At 55.5% G+C, this 18,381-nt stretch carries 21 protein-coding genes; 4 read left to right on the top strand and 17 right to left on the bottom strand.

All coding sequences use genetic code 11. The features are described from left to right. Nucleotides 1–5 precede the first annotated feature (5 nt). The 5 genes from IEX10_RS06525 to IEX10_RS06505 all read right to left on the bottom strand — a co-directional run bounded on the left by IEX10_RS06525 (nucleotide 6) and on the right by IEX10_RS06505 (nucleotide 4,961). A complete protein-coding gene (locus IEX10_RS06525) occupies nucleotides 6–1,238 on the bottom strand; it encodes a CpaE/TadZ family protein (protein WP_188672276.1) in 1,233 nt (410 codons plus the stop codon). A 160-nt stretch (nucleotides 1,239–1,398) separates the two neighbouring features. After that, a complete protein-coding gene (locus tag IEX10_RS06520; RefSeq protein ID WP_188672273.1) occupies nucleotides 1,399–2,040 on the bottom strand; it encodes an OmpA family protein in 642 nt (213 codons plus the stop codon). 5 nt (nucleotides 2,041–2,045) lie between these two features. Further along, nucleotides 2,046–3,455: a type II and III secretion system protein family protein gene (locus IEX10_RS06515; RefSeq protein WP_188672271.1), complete on the bottom strand. Its 1,410-nt coding sequence runs from the start codon at nucleotides 3,453–3,455 to the stop codon at nucleotides 2,046–2,048. A gap of 223 nt (nucleotides 3,456–3,678) precedes the next feature. Continuing rightward, the gene (cpaB, locus tag IEX10_RS06510) at nucleotides 3,679–4,503 is read right to left on the bottom strand and encodes a Flp pilus assembly protein CpaB (RefSeq protein ID WP_308420688.1); all 825 of its coding nucleotides are present in this window, start codon (nucleotides 4,501–4,503) and stop codon (nucleotides 3,679–3,681) included. A 284-nt stretch (nucleotides 4,504–4,787) separates the two neighbouring features. Beyond that, nucleotides 4,788–4,961: a hypothetical protein gene (locus tag IEX10_RS06505; protein WP_172827912.1), complete on the bottom strand. Its 174-nt coding sequence runs from the start codon at nucleotides 4,959–4,961 to the stop codon at nucleotides 4,788–4,790. A 352-nt stretch (nucleotides 4,962–5,313) separates the two neighbouring features. Between IEX10_RS06505 and IEX10_RS06500 the strand changes: the two genes are divergently transcribed. Together IEX10_RS06500 and IEX10_RS06495 are read left to right on the top strand one after the other, a co-directional pair. Then, on the top strand, nucleotides 5,314–6,174 hold the full coding sequence (locus IEX10_RS06500; RefSeq protein ID WP_229678454.1) for a lytic transglycosylase domain-containing protein: 861 nt from the start codon (nucleotides 5,314–5,316) through the stop codon (nucleotides 6,172–6,174). Further along, the gene (locus IEX10_RS06495) at nucleotides 6,171–7,592 is read left to right on the top strand and encodes a UbiA family prenyltransferase (RefSeq protein WP_188672266.1); all 1,422 of its coding nucleotides are present in this window, start codon (nucleotides 6,171–6,173) and stop codon (nucleotides 7,590–7,592) included. Before IEX10_RS06500 ends, IEX10_RS06495 begins: the two co-directional genes overlap by 4 nt. Nucleotides 7,593–7,605: 13 nt before the next feature. On the opposite strand, the gene IEX10_RS06490 is transcribed toward IEX10_RS06495, so the two are convergent. The 6 genes from IEX10_RS06490 to IEX10_RS06465 form a co-directional block, all read right to left on the bottom strand. Beyond that, nucleotides 7,606–8,343 carry an SDR family NAD(P)-dependent oxidoreductase gene (locus IEX10_RS06490; RefSeq protein WP_188672263.1) on the bottom strand — a complete coding sequence of 246 codons (738 nt, stop codon included), beginning with the start codon at nucleotides 8,341–8,343 and terminating at the stop codon, nucleotides 7,606–7,608. Then, a complete protein-coding gene (locus IEX10_RS06485) occupies nucleotides 8,340–9,662 on the bottom strand; it encodes an FAD-binding protein (protein WP_188672260.1) in 1,323 nt (440 codons plus the stop codon). Before IEX10_RS06485 ends, IEX10_RS06490 begins: the two co-directional genes overlap by 4 nt. Continuing rightward, nucleotides 9,643–10,620, bottom strand: coding sequence for a lysylphosphatidylglycerol synthase transmembrane domain-containing protein (locus IEX10_RS06480; protein WP_229678453.1), 978 nt, complete (start codon nucleotides 10,618–10,620; stop codon nucleotides 9,643–9,645). Before IEX10_RS06480 ends, IEX10_RS06485 begins: the two co-directional genes overlap by 20 nt. Nucleotides 10,621–10,796: 176 nt before the next feature. Further along, a complete protein-coding gene (locus IEX10_RS06475; RefSeq protein WP_188672257.1) occupies nucleotides 10,797–11,423 on the bottom strand; it encodes a 3-oxoacid CoA-transferase subunit B in 627 nt (208 codons plus the stop codon). A 3-nt stretch (nucleotides 11,424–11,426) separates the two neighbouring features. After that, the gene (locus tag IEX10_RS06470; RefSeq protein ID WP_188672254.1) at nucleotides 11,427–12,131 is read right to left on the bottom strand and encodes a CoA transferase subunit A; all 705 of its coding nucleotides are present in this window, start codon (nucleotides 12,129–12,131) and stop codon (nucleotides 11,427–11,429) included. A gap of 409 nt (nucleotides 12,132–12,540) precedes the next feature. Further along, nucleotides 12,541–12,777: a DUF8831 family protein gene (locus IEX10_RS06465; protein WP_188672252.1), complete on the bottom strand. Its 237-nt coding sequence runs from the start codon at nucleotides 12,775–12,777 to the stop codon at nucleotides 12,541–12,543. 34 nt (nucleotides 12,778–12,811) lie between these two features. Between IEX10_RS06465 and IEX10_RS06460 the strand changes: the two genes are divergently transcribed. Then, entirely contained in the window at nucleotides 12,812–13,180 is a 369-nt protein-coding gene (locus IEX10_RS06460; protein ID WP_188672249.1) for a YigZ family protein, read from the top strand. On the opposite strand, the gene IEX10_RS06455 is transcribed toward IEX10_RS06460, so the two are convergent. From IEX10_RS06455 to IEX10_RS06445, 3 genes are all read right to left on the bottom strand, one after another. Beyond that, nucleotides 13,167–13,793, bottom strand: coding sequence for an androgen-induced gene 1 family protein (locus IEX10_RS06455; protein ID WP_188672245.1), 627 nt, complete (start codon nucleotides 13,791–13,793; stop codon nucleotides 13,167–13,169). The two genes, IEX10_RS06460 and IEX10_RS06455, sit on opposite strands and share 14 nt — an antisense overlap. A 62-nt stretch (nucleotides 13,794–13,855) precedes the next feature. Continuing rightward, the gene (locus tag IEX10_RS06450; RefSeq protein WP_188672242.1) at nucleotides 13,856–14,422 is read right to left on the bottom strand and encodes a L,D-transpeptidase; all 567 of its coding nucleotides are present in this window, start codon (nucleotides 14,420–14,422) and stop codon (nucleotides 13,856–13,858) included. Nucleotides 14,423–14,537: 115 nt separating this feature from the next. After that, on the bottom strand, nucleotides 14,538–14,933 hold the full coding sequence (locus IEX10_RS06445; RefSeq protein WP_188672239.1) for a helix-turn-helix domain-containing protein: 396 nt from the start codon (nucleotides 14,931–14,933) through the stop codon (nucleotides 14,538–14,540). 192 nt (nucleotides 14,934–15,125) lie between these two features. On the opposite strand from IEX10_RS06445, the gene IEX10_RS06440 reads away from it, so the two are divergent. Continuing rightward, entirely contained in the window at nucleotides 15,126–15,323 is a 198-nt protein-coding gene (locus IEX10_RS06440) for a CsbD family protein (protein ID WP_188672236.1), read from the top strand. 215 nt (nucleotides 15,324–15,538) lie between these two features. On the opposite strand, the gene IEX10_RS06435 is transcribed toward IEX10_RS06440, so the two are convergent. From IEX10_RS06435 to IEX10_RS06425, 3 genes are all read right to left on the bottom strand, one after another. Further along, nucleotides 15,539–16,402, bottom strand: coding sequence for a GIY-YIG nuclease family protein (locus IEX10_RS06435; RefSeq protein ID WP_188672234.1), 864 nt, complete (start codon nucleotides 16,400–16,402; stop codon nucleotides 15,539–15,541). Then, complete coding sequence (rimO, locus tag IEX10_RS06430) at nucleotides 16,399–17,787, bottom strand: 30S ribosomal protein S12 methylthiotransferase RimO (RefSeq protein ID WP_188672231.1); 1,389 nt, start codon at nucleotides 17,785–17,787, stop codon at nucleotides 16,399–16,401. The genes IEX10_RS06435 and rimO overlap by 4 nt, the downstream gene beginning before the upstream one ends. Nucleotides 17,788–17,889: 102 nt before the next feature. Then, on the bottom strand, nucleotides 17,890–18,324 hold the full coding sequence (locus IEX10_RS06425; protein WP_188672229.1) for a DUF1810 domain-containing protein: 435 nt from the start codon (nucleotides 18,322–18,324) through the stop codon (nucleotides 17,890–17,892). Nucleotides 18,325–18,381 lie beyond the last annotated feature (57 nt).

Here is an 18,381-nt window from a genome sequence, read left to right as displayed (position 1 = left end):
CCCCGTTATTGGGCGTCGTCTTTTACGAGTTCGGATATTGTCTTGGCGATCTTGAATATTTCCTTACGGAGCGGATTTTTTGCGGCGAGTTCTGCCAGCGGGATGCCTTCATCCCCGGCATTTGACACCGGTTTACCGCCGTCAGGGAGGTGGTAACGGAATTCGATTTCAAGACTTTCGGCCATGCGTTTCACCCGCTGTTTACCAGACATATCGGTAAATTTCGGGGCACGGTTGAGCGCAAATTGCACCTTCTCAAATGGCAGATCTTCGGCCTTGAGCGTCCGCACGAAGCGCAGTGCATTCTGAGCGCAGCGCATGTCGAGTTCGAGCACACCGAAGTAAAGTTGCGCTTCTTCCAGAACGACCTCGGACCAGCTGACGAGTGCTTGGGGAACATCAACGATTACAAAGTCATAGCTTGATTTTGCCAAGGTCAGAATGTTTTGTATGCCGTCTGGTTCAACAAATTCTAGCGGCAGTGCATCAATAGGGGACGAGAGCACGTCGAGCCGGTCTTTATAGGCGGTCATAGCTTGTTGCAAACCAGTGGCATCTGTCGCTGCGGCATCGGATAGAAACTCGAACACTGCTTCAGAGCGGGGAACGTCCAGATAAGTGGATACCGCGCCGTACTGGAAATCGAAATCGAGAATACAAACCTTTTTATTCTCATTCTCACTAATTTTCTGCAGCTCCCAAGCCAGATTGGCCGCGAAAGTGGTCGCACCGACACCACCACCCAACCCGTAGACCGGCAACACGATTCCGCTGCGTGTTGTATCGGCGGGCGGCATGGCAACGCCGGCAGGTGCGGCGGGCGGGGGGACTGGGACGTTCGAAATGCGATCAATCGCATCATGCAGCGCCCCTTCGGGCAGCGGGTAGGGTGCAAAATCATCGCAACCCATGCGCATCAGCTGGTGCAATGCAACTGTGTTCAGCTCGTTGGGGACAAGGATCACCTTAATGCCGCGGTCGCTGGCCGCACGGATTGCATTAGCGACAGGTGTCAGATCCTGTTCATCCTCCTTGTCGACCGCAACGGTGACAAGTTTCAGGTCTTTTCCTATATCCGAATTTAAGGCAGCCTCGGCGGCTTCAAACGTCAGGGCGCCCCAATTCTCGTCGAATTCGGTCTCCATATCTTCGATAAGAAGATCGAACGCTTCAATGTCACGTGCGATAGCGCAGGCGATCACCTTATCCGCGTTCTTTAGTTCTGTCTCGGCGCTCATACCCTCGGTCCACCCAAATGCGGGACTTTCCCCGCTTGTTTTTCACGCGCGTAATGCGCCCACTCTTCACATCGGAAATATATTAAAATTGTGGTAATAATTTGTTTGATGCGGGCAATTTTAATGAAACCATTGCCCGCACCGGAGAAGCTGTAAGCTGTTATTCTTTAGTGTCTTCGGTCGTGTAAGTTGTCGAAATATACTGATCGTAGACATATTTGGCGTATTTTCCGTCCAGATCCGAAGCCCTGCCTTTGCGCGCAAAACCGTACACTTCTGTCACTGTGCGCCGGTTTGCCCGGTTCGGGGCTTCGGTCAGCACGACAGGGCGGGTTTCCCCAAAGGAGGCAACGGCCTGGACCTTGTGCCGGTCAACGCCCTGGCTCACCAGATAGTTCACAGCGGCAACGGCCCGTTGTTTGCCAAGGCGACGATTGTAGGCGTTCGAACCAACCTTATCTGTGTGCCCATAAACGCGGAACACGATCTGGGGGTGCGCCTTGATCCACTGTGCCTGACGGCGCAGCTGGCTTTGGGCGGTTGCGTCCAAAGCTGCGGAATTAAAGGCGAAATTGATCTGTGCCGGTGCTTCTGCTGCGAATTTGCGCGTCAGGTTAGCCGTCAATGTGCCCAACTCTCCCGAGAGAACCGCGACGTTGTGGGCGGTTGAGACTCCGAGACTGCTGTCGTTGATCTCGGACCCTGCTTCCGGCCCGATATAAGCGAAAGAATTGTCAGTAACCGAACAACCGGCGAGCAGGAGAGCCACAACAGCGGAGGATGTGATTGATACCGTTTTCATGTGCCTTACTCCATCACATAGCCGTAGGAACCAGTGAAGTCCTGGGAGGACACGGTTCCAGTGGCTCGTTTCACGGTTTTGCCTTTACGATTGCCGGTGACATTGCCCAAGAGGAACAATTCGCTTTCGTTGGGGATTTTCACGCGGTCCGTTGGCAGGCTGAGGCTGTCGCCATTCACCGGAGTAACAAGGTGTGGCGTAACGATCACAACCAGCTCACTTTGATCGCGGGAGTAATTGGCGCTGCGAAACAGGGCGCCAAGGATCGGTACATCCCCGAGCCAGGGCACTTGGGATGCCGCATCAGAGAAGTTGTCCTGCAGCAGACCTGCAATAGACATGCTCTGCCCGTCGCGCATTTCCACAACAGTGGTTGCCTCACGCTTGGAGAAGGCTGGAATGACCGAACCGCTGACCGTGATAGACTGGGTCGGGTCCAGTTCGGACACCGCGCTTTCAATAGTCAGGTTGATCAGGTCGCCGTCTACCACGATGGGCTTGAATTTCAGTTCAATACCAAAGGGTTTGTATTCAATTGTGATGCCGTCGCCGTCCGCAACGGGGACGGGGAACTCGCCACCGGCAAGAAAGCTTGCCTCGTTACCCGAAATCGCAACGAGGTTCGGTTCAGCAAGGGTGCGGACCAAACCTTTGGTTTCCAGTGCCTCCAGCATCAGGTTAATCGCAAGATCACCCGAGGAGAACCCCAGAGAGAACGCACCCTGTTGACCGGTGGTCGCGACCCCGACACCCGTCGTAGTCGGAGTTTGAAGCAGAGATCCGGTGCCAATCTGGGCAATCGGGCTGTTGCCCGTAATATCCACGCCGATACTGGCGGACAGGTTTTTTGCAACACTGCGTTGCATTTCTGCAAAGCGTACCTTCAGCATAACTTGCTGCGAGCCACCGACTGTCATCAGGTTAGTGACACGTTCCGGTGCATAGCGTTCAGCCAGATCCAGCGCACGGGCCAGTTTCTGTTTGCCTGACACACGACCCGAAAGCACGATGCCGTCATTGGCGGTGCGCACTTCGATGGGTTCGCGCGGAAGGATCTCACGCAGGCGCTCTTTGAATTCCGCCAGATCGGGGGACACATGCACATCTACGTTAGTGATCAGCTTTCCGTCCGCAGCCAACAGGGTCAAAGTTGTGCGACCAGGCGATTTTCCCAGAACATAAATGGTCCTATCCGACAGCGTCGCGATGTCCGCGATGCCCGGATTGGCCACTGATAGTTCTGCAAAGGGCTGGTCGGATTCCATGACAATGGCACGGTTTACGGATACTTTAATACTGCTTGTCGTCGCGCCACGCATGATTTTCAGCACATTTTGCGCTGCTGCGGGTGGTGCGATAAAGCCGGTTGCGCATACGCCCAACAGGCCTGCTGTTAACAGGTTTTTGATACTCATGTGATCCTGCCTCTCTGAACCACTACTGCTTTGATCTGGGTCTTTGATGCCCGATTATTACCGAGCACACTGCGCCAAATGGAATTTATTATCAAGATTCAATATTTTGTAAGGGGCAGTGTATGTTGAAACAGGGCAACAGTGTCACAGTCGGCCCCTTGATTTCACAGCAAGACGGGCGCCGTGGCGCCCGTCAATCTGGTGCAATCGAGAATCTGTAGGATCAGTTGGAGCAGGGGATCGGAATTTCGATCACTTCTGCGCCACGGCGGGTTTTGATGGTGCAGATTTCCTTTTCGACCAGTTTGATCTGTTCGCGGCCCAGCAGATCGTCTTTGGTGATCTCGATCTGTTCGGAAGTTGATTCATCGTCGATGCCACGCAGGGACAACAGCAACTTACCGGTGGACTGCGCTTGAACCAGTGCCGCAATGGTTTTCACATTGGCGGCAACGGTAACAGTCCGCGCAACAGTCGGGCGGTTGCGGGTTGCATCAGCTTGCTGGTCAATCGCGATCAGTTCCAGCCCGTTCAGGATCAGCTTCGTGACGGTTTCCTTTTCGGTCTTACCGGTCCAGTAAACGTCAACTTTGTCACCAGGACGCAGGAATCCGGATACACCGGAGGCCACGTCCACGCGGATCGCAAAGGCGCGCATCCCTTTCTTCAGGCGGGAAGACACGCCGGCATCTTCGCCAAGGCGAGTCACTTTAGAGGCGAGAATTGCCTCGCCCGGTTCCATTGTACGCAGCACTGTGCGGAACTCGTCGTCTTCTTCGTTGCCGATCAGGGCTTCCAGTTCGGAAAATGAATTTTCCGGAACGGCTGCCAACGGAAATTCTACTGCTTTCACGTCTTCTTCTGTCAGCGGTTTGCCGTATTCCAGTTCGTTCGCTGCGACATAGACAGTCTTCAGGTCGATCTTCTGGACTTTTGGCGTGTTTTTCTGTGCGAGAGCTGCTTCATACTGATTGAAACGCTCCATCGCCATGTAAACGGCGCCACCAGCGATAGCGACCCCCATAATTAGCACTAATGCAAAAACCATACGCATGTTCTTCACCCGCTCTTCTTGTATCTGATTACTCGATTGAACTCATTTATTCGGTTGAGTTGCGTCCCGTGGCAGCGCGCGTTGACGTGCAGGCAGCCGCTTAAGCTATTGTTCAGGAGTATCGTTTGGCGCACCCCGTGACCATCTGAACTGTTCCACCAAAAAAAAGCGCGACCCGATCAATGATCGTTCGCGGCATACAAATCTTTTTGTTTTGCTGCCGCTTGGCGCGGTGGAGAGCGAAGGGCCGATGGCCCTTCGCTACAGCATCAGTCAGCTTACGATACGGAAGTCGCGGACAGCTGGGTGTTGATGTCGGAGGCCAGGTCTTCCATGCCGCCGCGGATCGCTGTTACAACAACGCCACCAACCAGTACCAGTGCGGCTGTCAGAACAACCCAGTCTACAGTTACAGCGCCGTCTTCGTCTTTAGCAAATTTAAACAGTTTCATTTTTGAACCCTCCAAGGTCACATTTAAGTTTTTCTCTTAGACCCGGTTAACTGGGGGAGCGTTCTCGTCAATGCTCGGCCCGTCGTGTCTATGAAGCTATTTATACTGGGAAATGTGACCACAGTTTGGCGCATAAACTTGGAATTTCTAAGATTTTAACATTTTATCAACGAAGCGTGAAATTCCCTTATTTTCTGATACTTTACTTGTGAAATTAATTTTGAGATCGGCGGATTTCTGCGCGGCTTCAGGGGGTTTTCGGCAAAAAAGCCACAGTTCAAACACACAATCTCCTAGCTTTGCTGCCGCTTTTTTGCGATTCCTAGGAAAACAAAACCAAAAGAGCAGAGCAGTGACAGGTAATTCCGCATTCAAAGCGGTGTGTTTGGCCGGAGCAGTCCTTATAGCCGGAGCACACGCCCCGCCAGCAGGCGCGCAGGGCATCACATTCAAGAAGGTGGGCGTACCCGGAAAGTCCTCGGGCAAGCGCATCAATGTGCAGATCTCCCCTGAAGAAGACTATTATAAACGTCTCCACCGCGAAAAGATGGAAAACCAGAAAGCCAAAGCGACCGAAGAAACAGCCGAAATTGCGATTGCCACGGTAAAGCCTACGGATCTGCAAGACTGGTTCTGGGACGATAACTCGCCTCTAATGACAGCAGCGGCTTCGGGGCGGCTGGAAAAAGCGCTGCATAGCCTGAGCAAAAATCCCGGCCACTCCGCGCGCCTGTCTCCCAATATCGGGCATATGCAGTCGCTGGCGGATAAATACGGCGGTAATATCTTGCTGGCCACTTTGGGTAAGAATGTCTCGCCTGCGTTTGTGCTGGCAGTGATTGGCGTAGAGTCGGCCGGGCGTGCCGATGCCATCAGCGGGGCAGGGGCTGTGGGGTTGATGCAGCTGATCCCTGATACGGCTGCGCGGTTTAATGTGACCGACAGCACCGATCCTGCGCAGAATATTAAAGGCGGTTCGGCTTATCTGGACTGGTTGCTGAACGAATTTGACCGGGATCCGTTGCTCGCCCTTGCCGGTTACAACGCCGGAGAGAACGCGGTTAAGAAACACCTCGGCGTGCCACCCTATCCCGAAACCCGCGCCTATGTGCCCAAAGTGGTCGCGGCATGGCAAGTCGCCCGCAGCCTGTGTATGACGCCGCCAAAATACGTGACAGACGGATGCGTCTTTAAAACAAGAGCCAGTAAATGACCAATAAAAGACCGCTTGCCGTAGATATCGACGGGACGTTTCTAAAGACCGATATGCTGTTTGAGGGATTCTGGCTTGCCTTGGGCAAACAACCCCTGAAAACCATCAAAACCGTGTTCAGCCATTTCAACGACCGCGCTCGCCTGAAACGGGAGATTACCGAGCTGGCGGATGTAAATGTGGAACTGCTTCCGGTTAATCCGGATATTCAGGCCTATATGGAAGAAGCCCGTGCCGAGGGACGCGAGGTGATCTTTGCCTCTGCCAGCGACACGACATTGGTGCAGCGGTTGGCCGATTACCACGGGGTGGAAGGGGATCACATCGGATCGGACGGCGCGGTAAACCTGAAAGGGGAAGCCAAGGCAGCTGCCTTGAATGCACGTTTCGGGGAAGGGCAATATGCCTATGCCGGGGATCAGAAACTGGATTCCAAGGTATGGCGTTCGGCGGGCGAGGCGATTGTTGTCGGACGTCACCCTTCGGTCGTCCGCCAGTTGAAAGCGGACGGTGTCGAGGTTGTTCAGGTCAAGAAGTCATGGTCTCGCCGCTCTCTGGCGATGGGGTTGCGGCCCCACCAGTGGGTCAAGAACGCGCTGTTGTTCCTGCCCCTGATTGCCGCCCATTCCGTTGATCCCTTGTCGATCATGCGTGTGATTTTGGCGATTGCCGCTTTTTCGGCAGCGGCTTCGTCCATTTATATCGTGAATGACCTGCTGGATCTGGAAGCGGATCGCCAGCATCCGAAAAAACAATTCAGACCGCTCGCGTCTGGCAACGCACGGATTCCGGATGCCATGCTGATGAGCTTTGCGCTTGGGGTGTTTGCGCTTGGGGTCGGGTATATCATCGGCTGGGCGCTGTTGGGGGTGATCGCGCTCTATATGCTGCTGTCGCTGTCTTATTCACTGAAGCTTAAGAAAATGCGCTGGGTCGATATTGCGACCCTTGCTGCGCTTTATACTCTGCGGGTGATCGCGGGCGGGCTTGCCGCGCAGGTTACTGCGTCGGGCTGGCTGGTGGGCCTTATCTTTCCAACCTTCCTTGCGCTTGGTTGTGTGAAGCGGTTGACCGAACTGACCCTTGCGAAATCGGACGGCAAAGTGCCCGGACGCGGCTATCGCAAATCGGACCGGGAGGATCTGGTGAATGTCGCAGGCCTTGGCGTGTTCTTTTCGCTGCTGGTGTTCCTGATGTATACGTTCAGCGGCACGGCGGCGACGCTCTATCAGGATATCTGGATGCTGCGCCTAGCGATTATCCCGCTTGCGCTGTGGCAGATCCGTATGGTGCTGCTGGGTTGGCAGGGGAAGCAGGATTACGACCCGATTGTTTTTGCCATGCGCGATAAATCCGGTGTCGCAATCATCGCTGTCACGGTCCTGATCATGTTCTACGCCGCAGGGAAAATTGTCTGAGACGTGAACCGTTTCAAACCGACAGTTTCTTGAAGATCGGCTCGGGGATGGATTTGATAATCGCCATGATGTAGCGCCAGAAGAACGGCGTATAGAGCGTGTTTTTACGCTTTTCATGGGCGGTCCATAAGTCCTGAGCGATCTGTTCGGGGCTGGCGACAAGGAACATGCCTTCAATCCCCCAAGTCATCGCCGTGTCCACAAACCCCGGTTTCACGGTGACAACATGTCCGCCGCTGCGGTTCAGACGGTTGCGCAGGCCAGACAGATAGGTGTGGAAACCGGCCTTTGCTGCACCGTAAATGTAATTCCCGATCCGGCCGCGATCCCCTGCAACCGATCCGATCCCCAGAACTGTGCCGCCTTTGCGCGCTTCCATAATTGGGGCGAGCCCGTGAAGGAAATTGACAGGTCCGGTAAAGCTGTCCTGTATCGTCAGATCACCCACATTCGGGTCTGCATCAACATCATCTTGCGGCGCCATGGAACCAACGAAAACGGCGGTGTTGATGATACCGTCATTGGCTTTGGCGGCGTCATAGATCGGCGCGAAGCTTTCTGGTTTGCGCACGTCAAACAGCACAGCCGCCGCCGAAGCTGCGCCCCGTGCAAGACAATCCGCAGCGGTCCGGTCAAGATCATCCTGATCCCGTGCGGCAAGCACCAGATGCGCCCCTTGTGTGGCCGCTTTGCGGGCGAACGCGCGGCCCATAGCCGAACCAGCGCCAAGTATTATCCAAGTCTGGCTCATGCGGGAGTCCTCAGTTTCAGGCGGCGGATAAGATCGGTTTTGAAGGCGCCTTCCGGATCGGCTGCCTCAACGGTTTTCTGCCATTCCGCCAGTTCGGGATACATCTGACGGGCCTGCGCCGCGGTGGCCAGACTGTCTTTGGCGAAATAAATGCGGCCTCCGGCTTCGGCGGCCAGTGCGTTTAGTTGGGCCACCAGCGCACGGGATTTTTCGCTGTTGGGAAAATCCAGCGCCAGCGTGAAACCTTCCATCGGGAAGGAGAGGAGCCCCGCCCGTCCCGCGCCCGTGCGTTTCAGTACGGCAAGTGGCGAGGCAAGTCCCGCATCGGCAATCAGGCGCAACATGTCGCGCAGGGTGCGCTCGGCTGTTTCATCGGGCAGGACGCATTGGAACTGGTGAAAGCCGCGTTTGCCGTAGAGTTTGTTCCAGTCGTGGATTTTGTCGAGCGGGAAAAAGAAATCCTTCAGGCTGCGCAACACGCCACGCCCCTGTTTCGGGATGCGGTTGAAATACATCCGGTTGAACAGGCGCACTGTGGGCGGCGAGAGTGCGAATTTCGGCGCGTTGAACGGCACTTTGCGCGGCTTGCGCCGTTTCGGGGCCATGTTTGAGCTGGTCAGCTCTGCCTCTTCCAGAATGCCACGCCCGAGGCTTTGGCCGTTGGCCGTGCCGTCGATCCAGCCGACACAATACGTCGCGTTTGAAGCCTTTAGCATCTCCATGAACTCTACCAGATTGGCAGCGCGGCGTTCGTCCACTTGTATCAAGCGGGAGGAACAGGGGATCATTTTGATTTTAGCTGACACGATGGCGCCGGTCTGGCCCAAGCCGCCGATTGTGGCTTTGAACAGGGCCGGATCGCTTTCAGGGGTGATGGTTTTGGTGCTGCCATCCGCCCCCATAAGGTCAACCGCTACGACATGCTGACCGAAGGTTCCTGCCTTATGGTGGTTCTTGCCGTGAACATCGTGGGCAATACACCCGCCGAGCGTGGCAAATCCTGTGCCCGGCATGACCGCAGGCATCCAGCCTTGGGGGGCGAATGTGTCCAGCATATCGGTGATGGAACAGCCCGCTTCGGCGTGAAGAATACCTGTTTCAGGATCAAAGCTGATAAATCGGTCCAGTCGGGTCATGTCGATGGCGCGACCGTTGCCGTTTACCGCCGCATCCCCGTAAGAGCGCTGCGCGCCGATGGCAGGCGCGGGGCTCTTCTTTAGGATTTGCGACAGGGCAGCCGGTTTCTCCGGACGGGCCAGTTCGGCCTTTCCGGTTAATACACGGCCCCAGCCGGTCAGTTCAGCGGTTTTCCAGCGCATGTGGCCTCCGTGCGGCAGCGGTTTCGGCGATCGGGAAGATCAGAACACCCAGTCCGATCGCGAACCAGAGCGTTGTAATGCGGATGATAGCAGTGGCAGGCAGCGCGATTTCCAACGGCACGCCTTGCAATGAGAGAAGCGCAAGCATTGCGGCTTCGGCACCGCCTACGCCGCCGGGCAATCCGGTGGCGCCGCCGGTCATCATGGCAAAAACAAAGATGCCGACACAGGTCCAGACAGGCAGGCTGGCGCCCATCCAGTCCAAGAGCAGATAAAAGGCGTAACCTTCTGCAAACCAGCCGAGAAACCCCAGCGCAAAGGCGGGCAGCGCGATGGCCGGTTGGGAGAAAGGTTTCAGCGATTGCGCCGCGCGGCGGGCGCGGGCAAACAGGCGCGGCTTGCGTCCGATCAGCTTGAACAGCATGGTAACGCACCAGCGGAACAGGGTAGGGCGGGTCGCGACGATTGCTGCGAGGATGGCGATGATGGCAACGGGAATGCCCCCGCTAATCCCACCCGCCATAACCAGCATCGCAGCCGCCAGCAACAGGCCGGAGGAGGCGAGATCAGCCGCACGATCCACAAGCACCAAAGGTGCCGTGCGTTCCACACTGGCGCCGGTTTCGCGGTTGATCCAGCGCACGCGCACCAATTCTCCCAGACGCCCTGGCGTCATGGTCAGGGCAAAGCCACCGAGATAATGCCGCAGCACTTGCAGCACACCAAGGTCCAGCCCAAGGGCGCGACCGTAAAGGAACCAGCGAAGTGCGCGGAACGTGTAATTGACCAGCGACAAAGCCAGAAGGATGCCAATCTGTGTCAGGGAGAGCAGGGTGATCTGGTGCCAGATGTCCTCACCCGATGCGGTCGCGAAGGCCAGCACACCGCAACCCAAGAAAATCGCCAGAACGATCAGGGTGGAGCGATATGGATGCGCGCCGTTCATTGCGGGTGTCATTGTCTCTGCCTCGGGCGGTCTGTCTTATGCCGCGTTGGCTATCAGATAGCGCCGGATTCGGGCCAGAGTGTGGCGCGCAAGGGTCATGACTGTTGCATATTTGTGGTGCTTGCGCGGGCAAAAGAAAAGGCCCCGAGCGAGGTCGGGGCCTTTGAGGTAACTTTCAGACTGGCGGATCAGTTGACCAACGTTGCCTCTGTCAGAGAGTCGATTTCCTCGCGGGTGACACCGTCGGCCATTTCAACCAGCTTCAGACCGCCTTCGACCACGTCAAACACACCCAGATTGGTGATGATGCGGTCCACAACGCCCTTGCCTGTCAGTGGCAGGGTGCATTCTTTCAGCAGCTTGCTTTCGCCTTTCTTGTTGGCGTGATCCATAATCACAATCACTTTGCCAACACCGGCCACCAGATCCATCGCGCCGCCCATGCCTTTAACCAGCTTGCCCGGAATCATCCAGTTGGCCAGATCGCCGTTTTCGGCCACTTCCATCGCGCCAAGGATCGCGGCTGCGATTTTGCCGCCACGGATCATGCCAAAGGACGTGGCGCTGTCAAAATAGGCGGTGCGGGACAATTCGGTGATTGTCTGCTTGCCTGCGTTGATCAGATCAGGGTCTTCGTCGCCGTCAAACGGGAAGGGACCCATGCCCAGCATTCCGTTTTCCGATTGCAGGGTGATGTCTTTGTCGCCCACGTAGTTCGCCACCAGAGTCGGGATGCCGATGCCAAGGTTCACATACCAGCCGTCTTGCAGTTCATCTGCGGCCCGTTCGGCCATTTGGTTTCTGTCCCAAGCCATGGTTCAAGCCTCCTCGCGCTGGCGCACAGTGCGCTGTTCGATACGTTTTTCGTGATCGCCCTGAACGATGCGATGCACATATATGCCGGGCAGGTGAATGTGGTCAGGATCAATAGATCCGCGCGGAACGATTTCCTCAACCTCGACCACACAGGTCTTGCCGCACATGGCCGCTGGCGGGTTAAAGTTACGGGCCGTTTTGCGGAACACCAGATTGCCGGTATCATCCGCTTTCCAAGCTTTGACAATCGCCAGATCGGCAAAGATGCCTTCTTCGAGAATGTAATCCTGACCGTTGAAGTTTTTAACTTCCTTGCCCTCGGCAATCACGGTGCCCACGCCGGTTTTTGTGTAAAAGCCGGGGATGCCGCAGCCTGCCGCGCGCATGCGCTCGGCCAATGTGCCTTGAGGGTTGAACTCCAGTTCCAACTCGCCGGACAAATACTGGCGCATAAACTCGTCGTTTTCGCCCACATAGGATGAAATCATCTTTTTCACCTGACGGGTTTGCAAAAGCACGCCAAGACCGAAATCGTCTACGCCTGCATTGTTGGAGGCGACGGTCAGGTCTTTGGTGCCAGCATCCTTAATTGCGCTAATCAGGTTTTCAGGGATACCGCAGAGGCCAAAGCCACCTGCCGCGATGAGCATTCCGTCAAACAGTAGGCCGTCGAGTGCCTCTGCTGCGGAGTTGTATATCTTACCCATTGGGGACTCCTCGTTGCAATTGAAACGTGTTTACGCTGCGTCGCGGCGTTATGCAAGAAGCGGCCAAATTTGTGGGTGGGGTTAACGTTATCGAGCCGATCTGAGGGGATAATGGAAATACGTCCCGGTTGAAAACGCGAGGGGACGCATGCCTTGAATTTAAAGGATAAAGCCGGTTTTCACCCTGCAAATATGAAGCGTCTTATATGAAGCGTCTTATATGAAGCTTCATATAAGACGCGTGTTACAAGACGCTTCATAAATGAAGCTTCTTAAATGCAGGGTCATCCTGATTTTTAAGTGGAAATACTTACTGATCCAGTACTCGCCCCACCCCCAATAGGCACGGGCAGCGGTGCTTATCCATTACTCGGTAAAGCTTGTGCCGGACTGCGGCCCCACCAGCGCATCACTCTTTTTCGGCGAAGCGGTAGCTGCCTTCAGGTAAATCCAGCGCGGCCTGAAGATCGCGCAGCTGCGCCATCGACAAAGTGATTTTATCGGTCCGGTCGGTATCCGGATTATACTGCTCCACAGTCACCACACTTGCGAAAGCGGCAATGGTGATGTCATCCTGCAACGGGCGTCCGCCGTCGTCGATCAGGGTAACGATGGTGGCGTCGAAATCGTGTTCAATGGTAAACATAAGTTTAGCGTAACCTTCAGGGGCCACAGCGGCAATGATACAAATCGAAAATGTGCTGACAGATCGCGGCTCCAAATACGCGGTGAGCGGGGGGACCGTGCAGGACCGTGCCAGCGCCACGGCTTTTGTCAAAGCGCTTTGCCGGAAAAAGAAGTTCGCGAAAGCCACCCACAACACCTGGGCGGTGATCCTGCCCGACGGCACACAGGTCAAGAATGACGATGGCGAGAGCGGTGCTGGCATGGTCATTCTGCGCATGCTGGAACGGGACAAAATCATCGGAGAGGTTGTCGTCGTGACCCGCTGGTACGGCGGTGTGCATCTGGGCGGCGATCGCTTCCGCCACGTACAAAGCTGCGTGCGCGCTTACATGGATGCCCGCGCCGGTGCTACCGCGCGCTGACCGCAGCAACCGCCCGTGCGATAGTCCAGCCGACAAGGACGAAAACAAAATTCACCGCAGTGACGCCTATGTAAAACACCAGTCGTCCGCTGAATTCCATGTTGTTGAGGAACGGGTAAGGCAATCCTGCCGTAACACTGCCGACAGGGGCATCATTCAAAGGATGCACCAGCAGTTCTGCCCACAAAGGATAGGCAAATCCCAGCGCCAGAACCGCGACAAACACAGGCTTTAGCCGTGAAAATACGCCAAGCAGAAAGAACGCATCGATCCACATCAGGATCGGACCTGTCAGATGCAGGTAATACTCTTTCCACCAGATCGGACCGTCACCGCTGGTTACATTGGCGGGGTCCATGAAATACAGCCGCCAGTATTGCACCACCACGGCCATATTCATCACCACCACAAGCGATACAAAGCTTTCCCACCGCGCCGTAGTCCGGCCAAGACTAAGCCGCAGCATCTGGGCCGAGACCAACAGATTGGCGGTCAGCGTCCATATGGTGAGGTAACGGAACTGCCAACCGAAGGCAGTAGGGTCCAGATGCCGGAACAGCTCCAGCCAGTAGAAGGCGGCCAGCAGGAATACGATAAGGCGGTACAACATCATAAGCCCAGCCTAGCCACAGTGGGCTGGCCGGGCAATGACGATTTCCACTGGCGGGTGCCAGATTAGATGACGCGGACTTGCGCACCTACAGGTGTGATCGTGAACAGCTCTTCAATCATGTAGTTGAACAACCCGATGCAGCCCGATGAGGACTGACGCCCGATCTTGCGGGTGTCATGGGTGCCGTGGATCAGATAGGCAGGCCAGCTTAGATACATGGCGTGTGTGCCAAGGGGATTGCCTTCACCCGCTGGCATGAACGCAGGCAGGCTCGGGTCCCGTTTGCGCATGTTGACGGTCGGGGTCCATGTCGGGCCGACTTTCTTGCGAACAACTTTGGTGTAGCCGCGCTTCGTCAGCTCGTTCGTTTGCGGCACTGATGTTGGATAAATCCGATAATCGTTTCCAACTGGGTTCCAATAGTGCAACGAGCGCGAGTTGGTGTCACATACAATCGACACCCGGTCCAACGCGCTGAAATGATCACGCCAATCTTGTGCGACGAAGCCAGAGACATTGCGCTGCACCAAAGGGTTCAGGGCGCTGGCATCTTGCGCACGCAGCAAGGATGGCGCGCTCAACGTGGCTAGGGCGGCTGTGATGAAAGTGCGGCGATTTTGATGTGTCATGGCTCGAACTCTATTGTTTGGTTTACGCTGTCCTAACAGATAGGACGCGCCCAAGGAAGATTCGAGCAATTCACGTGTGTGTGAGCCGAAAATTGCCGTCATCAGGGGGGCTGACTTAGTGATCTGCCTCTTGCAGGCGGGTTTCAAGCTGTTCCAGTTTCTCAAGCGCCCCGGATAATGTGTCCTTTAACTGCGAAATCTCGCCCAGTGCGTCGTTGATTGCAACGGGCCGGTCAAAGGTGTCTTCGATGTGACTGGTGCCGTTGCTTTCGCCGTTGATCAGCCAGACAATAGATACATTCAGCAGACCGGCCAGCATTTGGATACGGTTGGAGCGGGGCGAATCTTCTTCGCTTTCCCACATCTCGATCGACTCGGGTTGCACGCCGAGTTTCTCGCTCAGGCCCTGAACGGTCAGCCCTTTGGCTTCGCGCGCGGCTTGTAGTCGTCCGCCAAAACTGGCGGCGGTGGATTCAAAGGTCTCGGAAGGGGCGGTGGATGTGTCGGTCAAAGCAGCGTCCTGTCGGTTTTCAAGTTTCTTTGCAGTTGTGCTACGGGAAACGGGGGCGTGATGCAATTTATTCGACCTATTTCACAATTTGCGCGACCTGCCGGAACCCTTTTGCGCATCCATGCGTTCCTTTGCCAGAGCAACCGGTGCGGTCAGATAGGCTGGCGGCACAGAAAGAAGAAAGGATACGGTATGAATTGGGACCAAGTTAAAGGTAAGTGGAAAGAATATTCCGGTAAGATTCAATCCGAGTGGGGCGATCTGACTGATGATGAAGTCGCAGAAGTAAACGGCGACCGCCGTGCGCTGGAAGGTAAAATCCAGTCCAAATACGGCAAGTCCAAAGAAGAAGCCGAGCGCGAAGTAGATGATTTCCTGAGCCGCCACTAAGGCGCGTTCAGATTTAGGTTAAGTGCACAAAGTGTAGGGGAGGGGCGTCAACTGGCGCCCCTTTTGCTGTTTGGGTTACGTAATCCACAGTGATAGGGGCGTCCGGAAGGACGCCCCGCGCCCGACCTCCCCCACGGGAGGGCGCTTTGCAACGGTGGTTCTTGAGGTGAGCGTTGTGAGACGCGCCCACCCGAGGTCGGGCGCGGGGCTTGTTTCTAATTTTCTAGCCTTGCTCGAAAGGAGTGCGCTTCGGACATATGTCGGAAAATTTCGCTAACAGCATCGTAGTTGTGGTTTTTCGCAAAAAAGCTCCGAGTTCCCCTATCTTGCATCCGTAATAAGGCTTCATACCAATACGCAATCAACGCCCGCCGAAAACCTGGAAATTGAAATAAGGTGCGCGCTTGATCAAATGTGGATTGGAACACCAATGTACTGGCATTGCCCCAGCTAGATTTATATTGAGTTTTTTTTATTAAACCGCCGTTTTCTCTAACCCAGTTCTTTAGATCACGGTCTTTCAGGACCATGTGATCTACAACAATTTCATGATGAACGAGAGGCGGTTCGCTTGCGATGGGACGACTAAATGCTACCTCGTGTTTATCTATGTTTAAGGTGAAGAACCTGCCGCCATCGGTCTTAGGAAAGAGTGAGAAAGTCCAACTCTCTTGAATATCCCGAAAATTTTCAATGCCCGAATTCCTGAAAAGTGCAATTAGGTATGCAACGAAATCGGGTTCAAGATTTAGATTTGTAATAGGCAAAGGTGCGAGGAGCTCAGAGGCAGGAATCTGCAATAGTGCCTCTCTTGCTTGATTAGGCGAAATCTCAAAAAGCTCGGATGCGGTAGGCACATCTTTGTGAGCGTAATGATTTAGTTGCCTGTGCAGTGTTTTTTCTATACCGCGTGTATCTTTGACCTGACGCACATCCAGTTGTAACCACGGTCCCAACGGGCCGTAGTTTTTACTGCAGTTGATCTCTCTTATTCGCTTTGCAGGTGATGTTGTTGTCAAGCCTATTTTGATTAAAGGAGACTGATTTGAGTACAGTGCATAAACCCAACCAGACTTCACAAAACCTTCCCCCACAAGTCATACTCTGACGCCTCGTCCACCTCGACTGTCACCAGATCACCCGCACTCAGCCCCTCAAAGCCTTCGTCGATGAACAGGTTGCCGTCGATCTCGGGTGCGTCGGACATGGTGCGGCAGGTGGCGCCGTCTTCTTCTACGCTGTCCACAATGACTTGCATCGTTTTGCCGACTTTGGCTTCCAGTTTCGCTTCGGAAATCGCTTGGGATTTCTCCATGAAGCGGTTCCAGCGATCTTGCTTTACCTCGTCCGGCACATGATCGGGCAGCGCGTTTGAACGTGCGCCGTCTACGTTTTCGTACTGGAAACAGCCGACCCGATCCAGTTGCGCCTCGTCCAGCCAATCCAGCAGGTGCTGAAACTCGGCCTCGGTTTCACCGGGGTAGCCGACAATAAACGTGGAGCGCAGGGTGATGTCGGGGCAGGTGGCCCGCCACGCCGCGATCTCGTCCAGCGTTTTCGCACTGGCCGCAGGGCGCGCCATGCGTTTGAGCACATCAGGGTGGGAGTGTTGGAACGGAATATCAAGATAGGGCAGCACGCCATTGCTCGGGTCCGCCATGATCGGGATCAGGTCGCGCACAAACGGGTAGGGATAGACATAATGCAGCCGCACCCAAGCGCCAAGCTGGCCGAGTTCACGGGTCAGGTCAGTAATATGAGAGCGCACCTCACCATCTTTCCACGGGTTCATATCGTGGCGGCGGTCCAGCCCGTAGGCGGAGGTATCCTGCGAAATCACCAGCAGTTCCTTCACCCCCGCATCCACCAGCTTTTCCGCTTCGCGCAGGATGGCATGGGCGGGGCGGGACGCCAGACGCCCGCGCATATCAGGAATGATGCAGAATTTGCATTTGTGGTTACAGCCCTCGGAAATTTTGAGGTAACTGTAATGGCGCGGGGTCAGGGACACGTTTTGCGCCGGCAGCAGATCAATAAACGGATCGGGGCTGGGCGGCACGGCGGTGTGAACCGCATCCAGCACTTGTTCGTATTGGTGTGGGCCTGTCACCGCCAGAACGCTCGGGTGGGTGCCGCGGATGTAGTCTTCTTCAGCACCAAGACAGCCCGTTACGATTACCTTGCCGTTCTCGTTCAACGCTTCACCAATGGCCTCAAGGCTCTCGGCTTTGGCGGAATCCAGAAACCCGCAGGTGTTTACGATCACCGCTTCCGCACCGGAGTAATCCGGCGAAATGGCATAGCCCTCGGCCCGCAGTCTGGTCAGGATGCGTTCGGAATCCACCAGCGCTTTCGGACAGCCCAGAGAGACCATGCCGATTTTCGGCTGGCCGTCGCGTGGGGCATCGGAGAAACGGGCTTGCGGGGCAAGATCGGGGCGGAGGCTGGGAGGGTTCTGGCTCATTCCGGCGGTATAGGGGGTTTTTATCCGCAAAGAAAAGGGTTTTGGATGCGGCAGTATTGGATATTTGACCCAAAAAGAGCCGAGCAGCGGGATTTCCGGCGCTTATCCGCCCGTTGTAACGGGGGCTGGACTGCGGTTCGGGAAGTACTTGCGCAGGACTTCGTCAAAAGGGGAGTTGGTTTCAGCGAGTGAGGCAAACAGGGTCATGCACGAGCAGAGTTTAAGGTCATCGGGGGAGCCGAACACCTGATAGGCCGTTTTGTCACCCGTTGTCAGCAGCACACCGCTGCACTGACGCAACCGCGCACCAAGCGTTTCATGGGCGAGATAGGCACGGGCTTCGGCAATGTCCTTCAGGCCGAAGTAATCTGCGGTGGTGCTATGTCCCAAGCCCCGCAGTTGGGGGAAAATAAACCACATCCAGTGGGTTTCCTTGCGACCTGCGCGCAGTTCGGACAGCACCGTATCATAGACCGGCGCTTGTGCGGTCAGGAAACGGTCAAGACTGTCTTGCTGTGTTGGATCAATCGGGGGCATCGGCGCGGCCTGTCTGAAAACGCTTGCCGCAGGGTAGGTAAGATCGCATCGAAAGGC

The sequence above is a fragment of the Neptunicoccus cionae genome, assembly GCF_014643735.1.
Taxonomy (GTDB): Bacteria; Pseudomonadota; Alphaproteobacteria; order Rhodobacterales; family Rhodobacteraceae; genus Amylibacter; species Amylibacter cionae.
Note: the sequence above shows the minus strand (reverse complement) of the source record. Positions and strands in the feature narration are given on the sequence as shown.

Bases quoted from the DNA above. Each gene is read 5' to 3' on its own strand.
- IEX10_RS06525 (WP_188672276.1), bottom strand. From the start codon at position 1,238: ATGAGCGCCGAGACAGAACTAAAGAACGCGGATAAGGTGATCGCCTGC.
- IEX10_RS06520 (WP_188672273.1), bottom strand. From the start codon at position 2,040: ATGAAAACGGTATCAATCACATCCTCCGCTGTTGTGGCTCTCCTGCTC.
- IEX10_RS06515 (WP_188672271.1), bottom strand. From the start codon at position 3,455: ATGAGTATCAAAAACCTGTTAACAGCAGGCCTGTTGGGCGTATGCGCA.
- cpaB (WP_308420688.1), bottom strand. From the start codon at position 4,503: ATGGTTTTTGCATTAGTGCTAATTATGGGGGTCGCTATCGCTGGTGGC.
- IEX10_RS06505 (WP_172827912.1), bottom strand. From the start codon at position 4,961: ATGAAACTGTTTAAATTTGCTAAAGACGAAGACGGCGCTGTAACTGTA.
- IEX10_RS06495 (WP_188672266.1), top strand. From the start codon at position 6,171: ATGACCAATAAAAGACCGCTTGCCGTAGATATCGACGGGACGTTTCTA.
- IEX10_RS06490 (WP_188672263.1), bottom strand. From the start codon at position 8,343: ATGAGCCAGACTTGGATAATACTTGGCGCTGGTTCGGCTATGGGCCGC.
- IEX10_RS06485 (WP_188672260.1), bottom strand. From the start codon at position 9,662: ATGCGCTGGAAAACCGCTGAACTGACCGGCTGGGGCCGTGTATTAACC.
- IEX10_RS06480 (WP_229678453.1), bottom strand. From the start codon at position 10,620: ATGACACCCGCAATGAACGGCGCGCATCCATATCGCTCCACCCTGATC.
- IEX10_RS06475 (WP_188672257.1), bottom strand. From the start codon at position 11,423: ATGGCTTGGGACAGAAACCAAATGGCCGAACGGGCCGCAGATGAACTG.
- IEX10_RS06470 (WP_188672254.1), bottom strand. From the start codon at position 12,131: ATGGGTAAGATATACAACTCCGCAGCAGAGGCACTCGACGGCCTACTG.
- IEX10_RS06465 (WP_188672252.1), bottom strand. From the start codon at position 12,777: ATGTTTACCATTGAACACGATTTCGACGCCACCATCGTTACCCTGATC.
- IEX10_RS06460 (WP_188672249.1), top strand. From the start codon at position 12,812: ATGATACAAATCGAAAATGTGCTGACAGATCGCGGCTCCAAATACGCG.
- IEX10_RS06455 (WP_188672245.1), bottom strand. From the start codon at position 13,793: ATGATGTTGTACCGCCTTATCGTATTCCTGCTGGCCGCCTTCTACTGG.
- IEX10_RS06450 (WP_188672242.1), bottom strand. From the start codon at position 14,422: ATGACACATCAAAATCGCCGCACTTTCATCACAGCCGCCCTAGCCACG.
- IEX10_RS06440 (WP_188672236.1), top strand. From the start codon at position 15,126: ATGAATTGGGACCAAGTTAAAGGTAAGTGGAAAGAATATTCCGGTAAG.
- rimO (WP_188672231.1), bottom strand. From the start codon at position 17,787: ATGAGCCAGAACCCTCCCAGCCTCCGCCCCGATCTTGCCCCGCAAGCC.
- IEX10_RS06425 (WP_188672229.1), bottom strand. From the start codon at position 18,324: ATGCCCCCGATTGATCCAACACAGCAAGACAGTCTTGACCGTTTCCTG.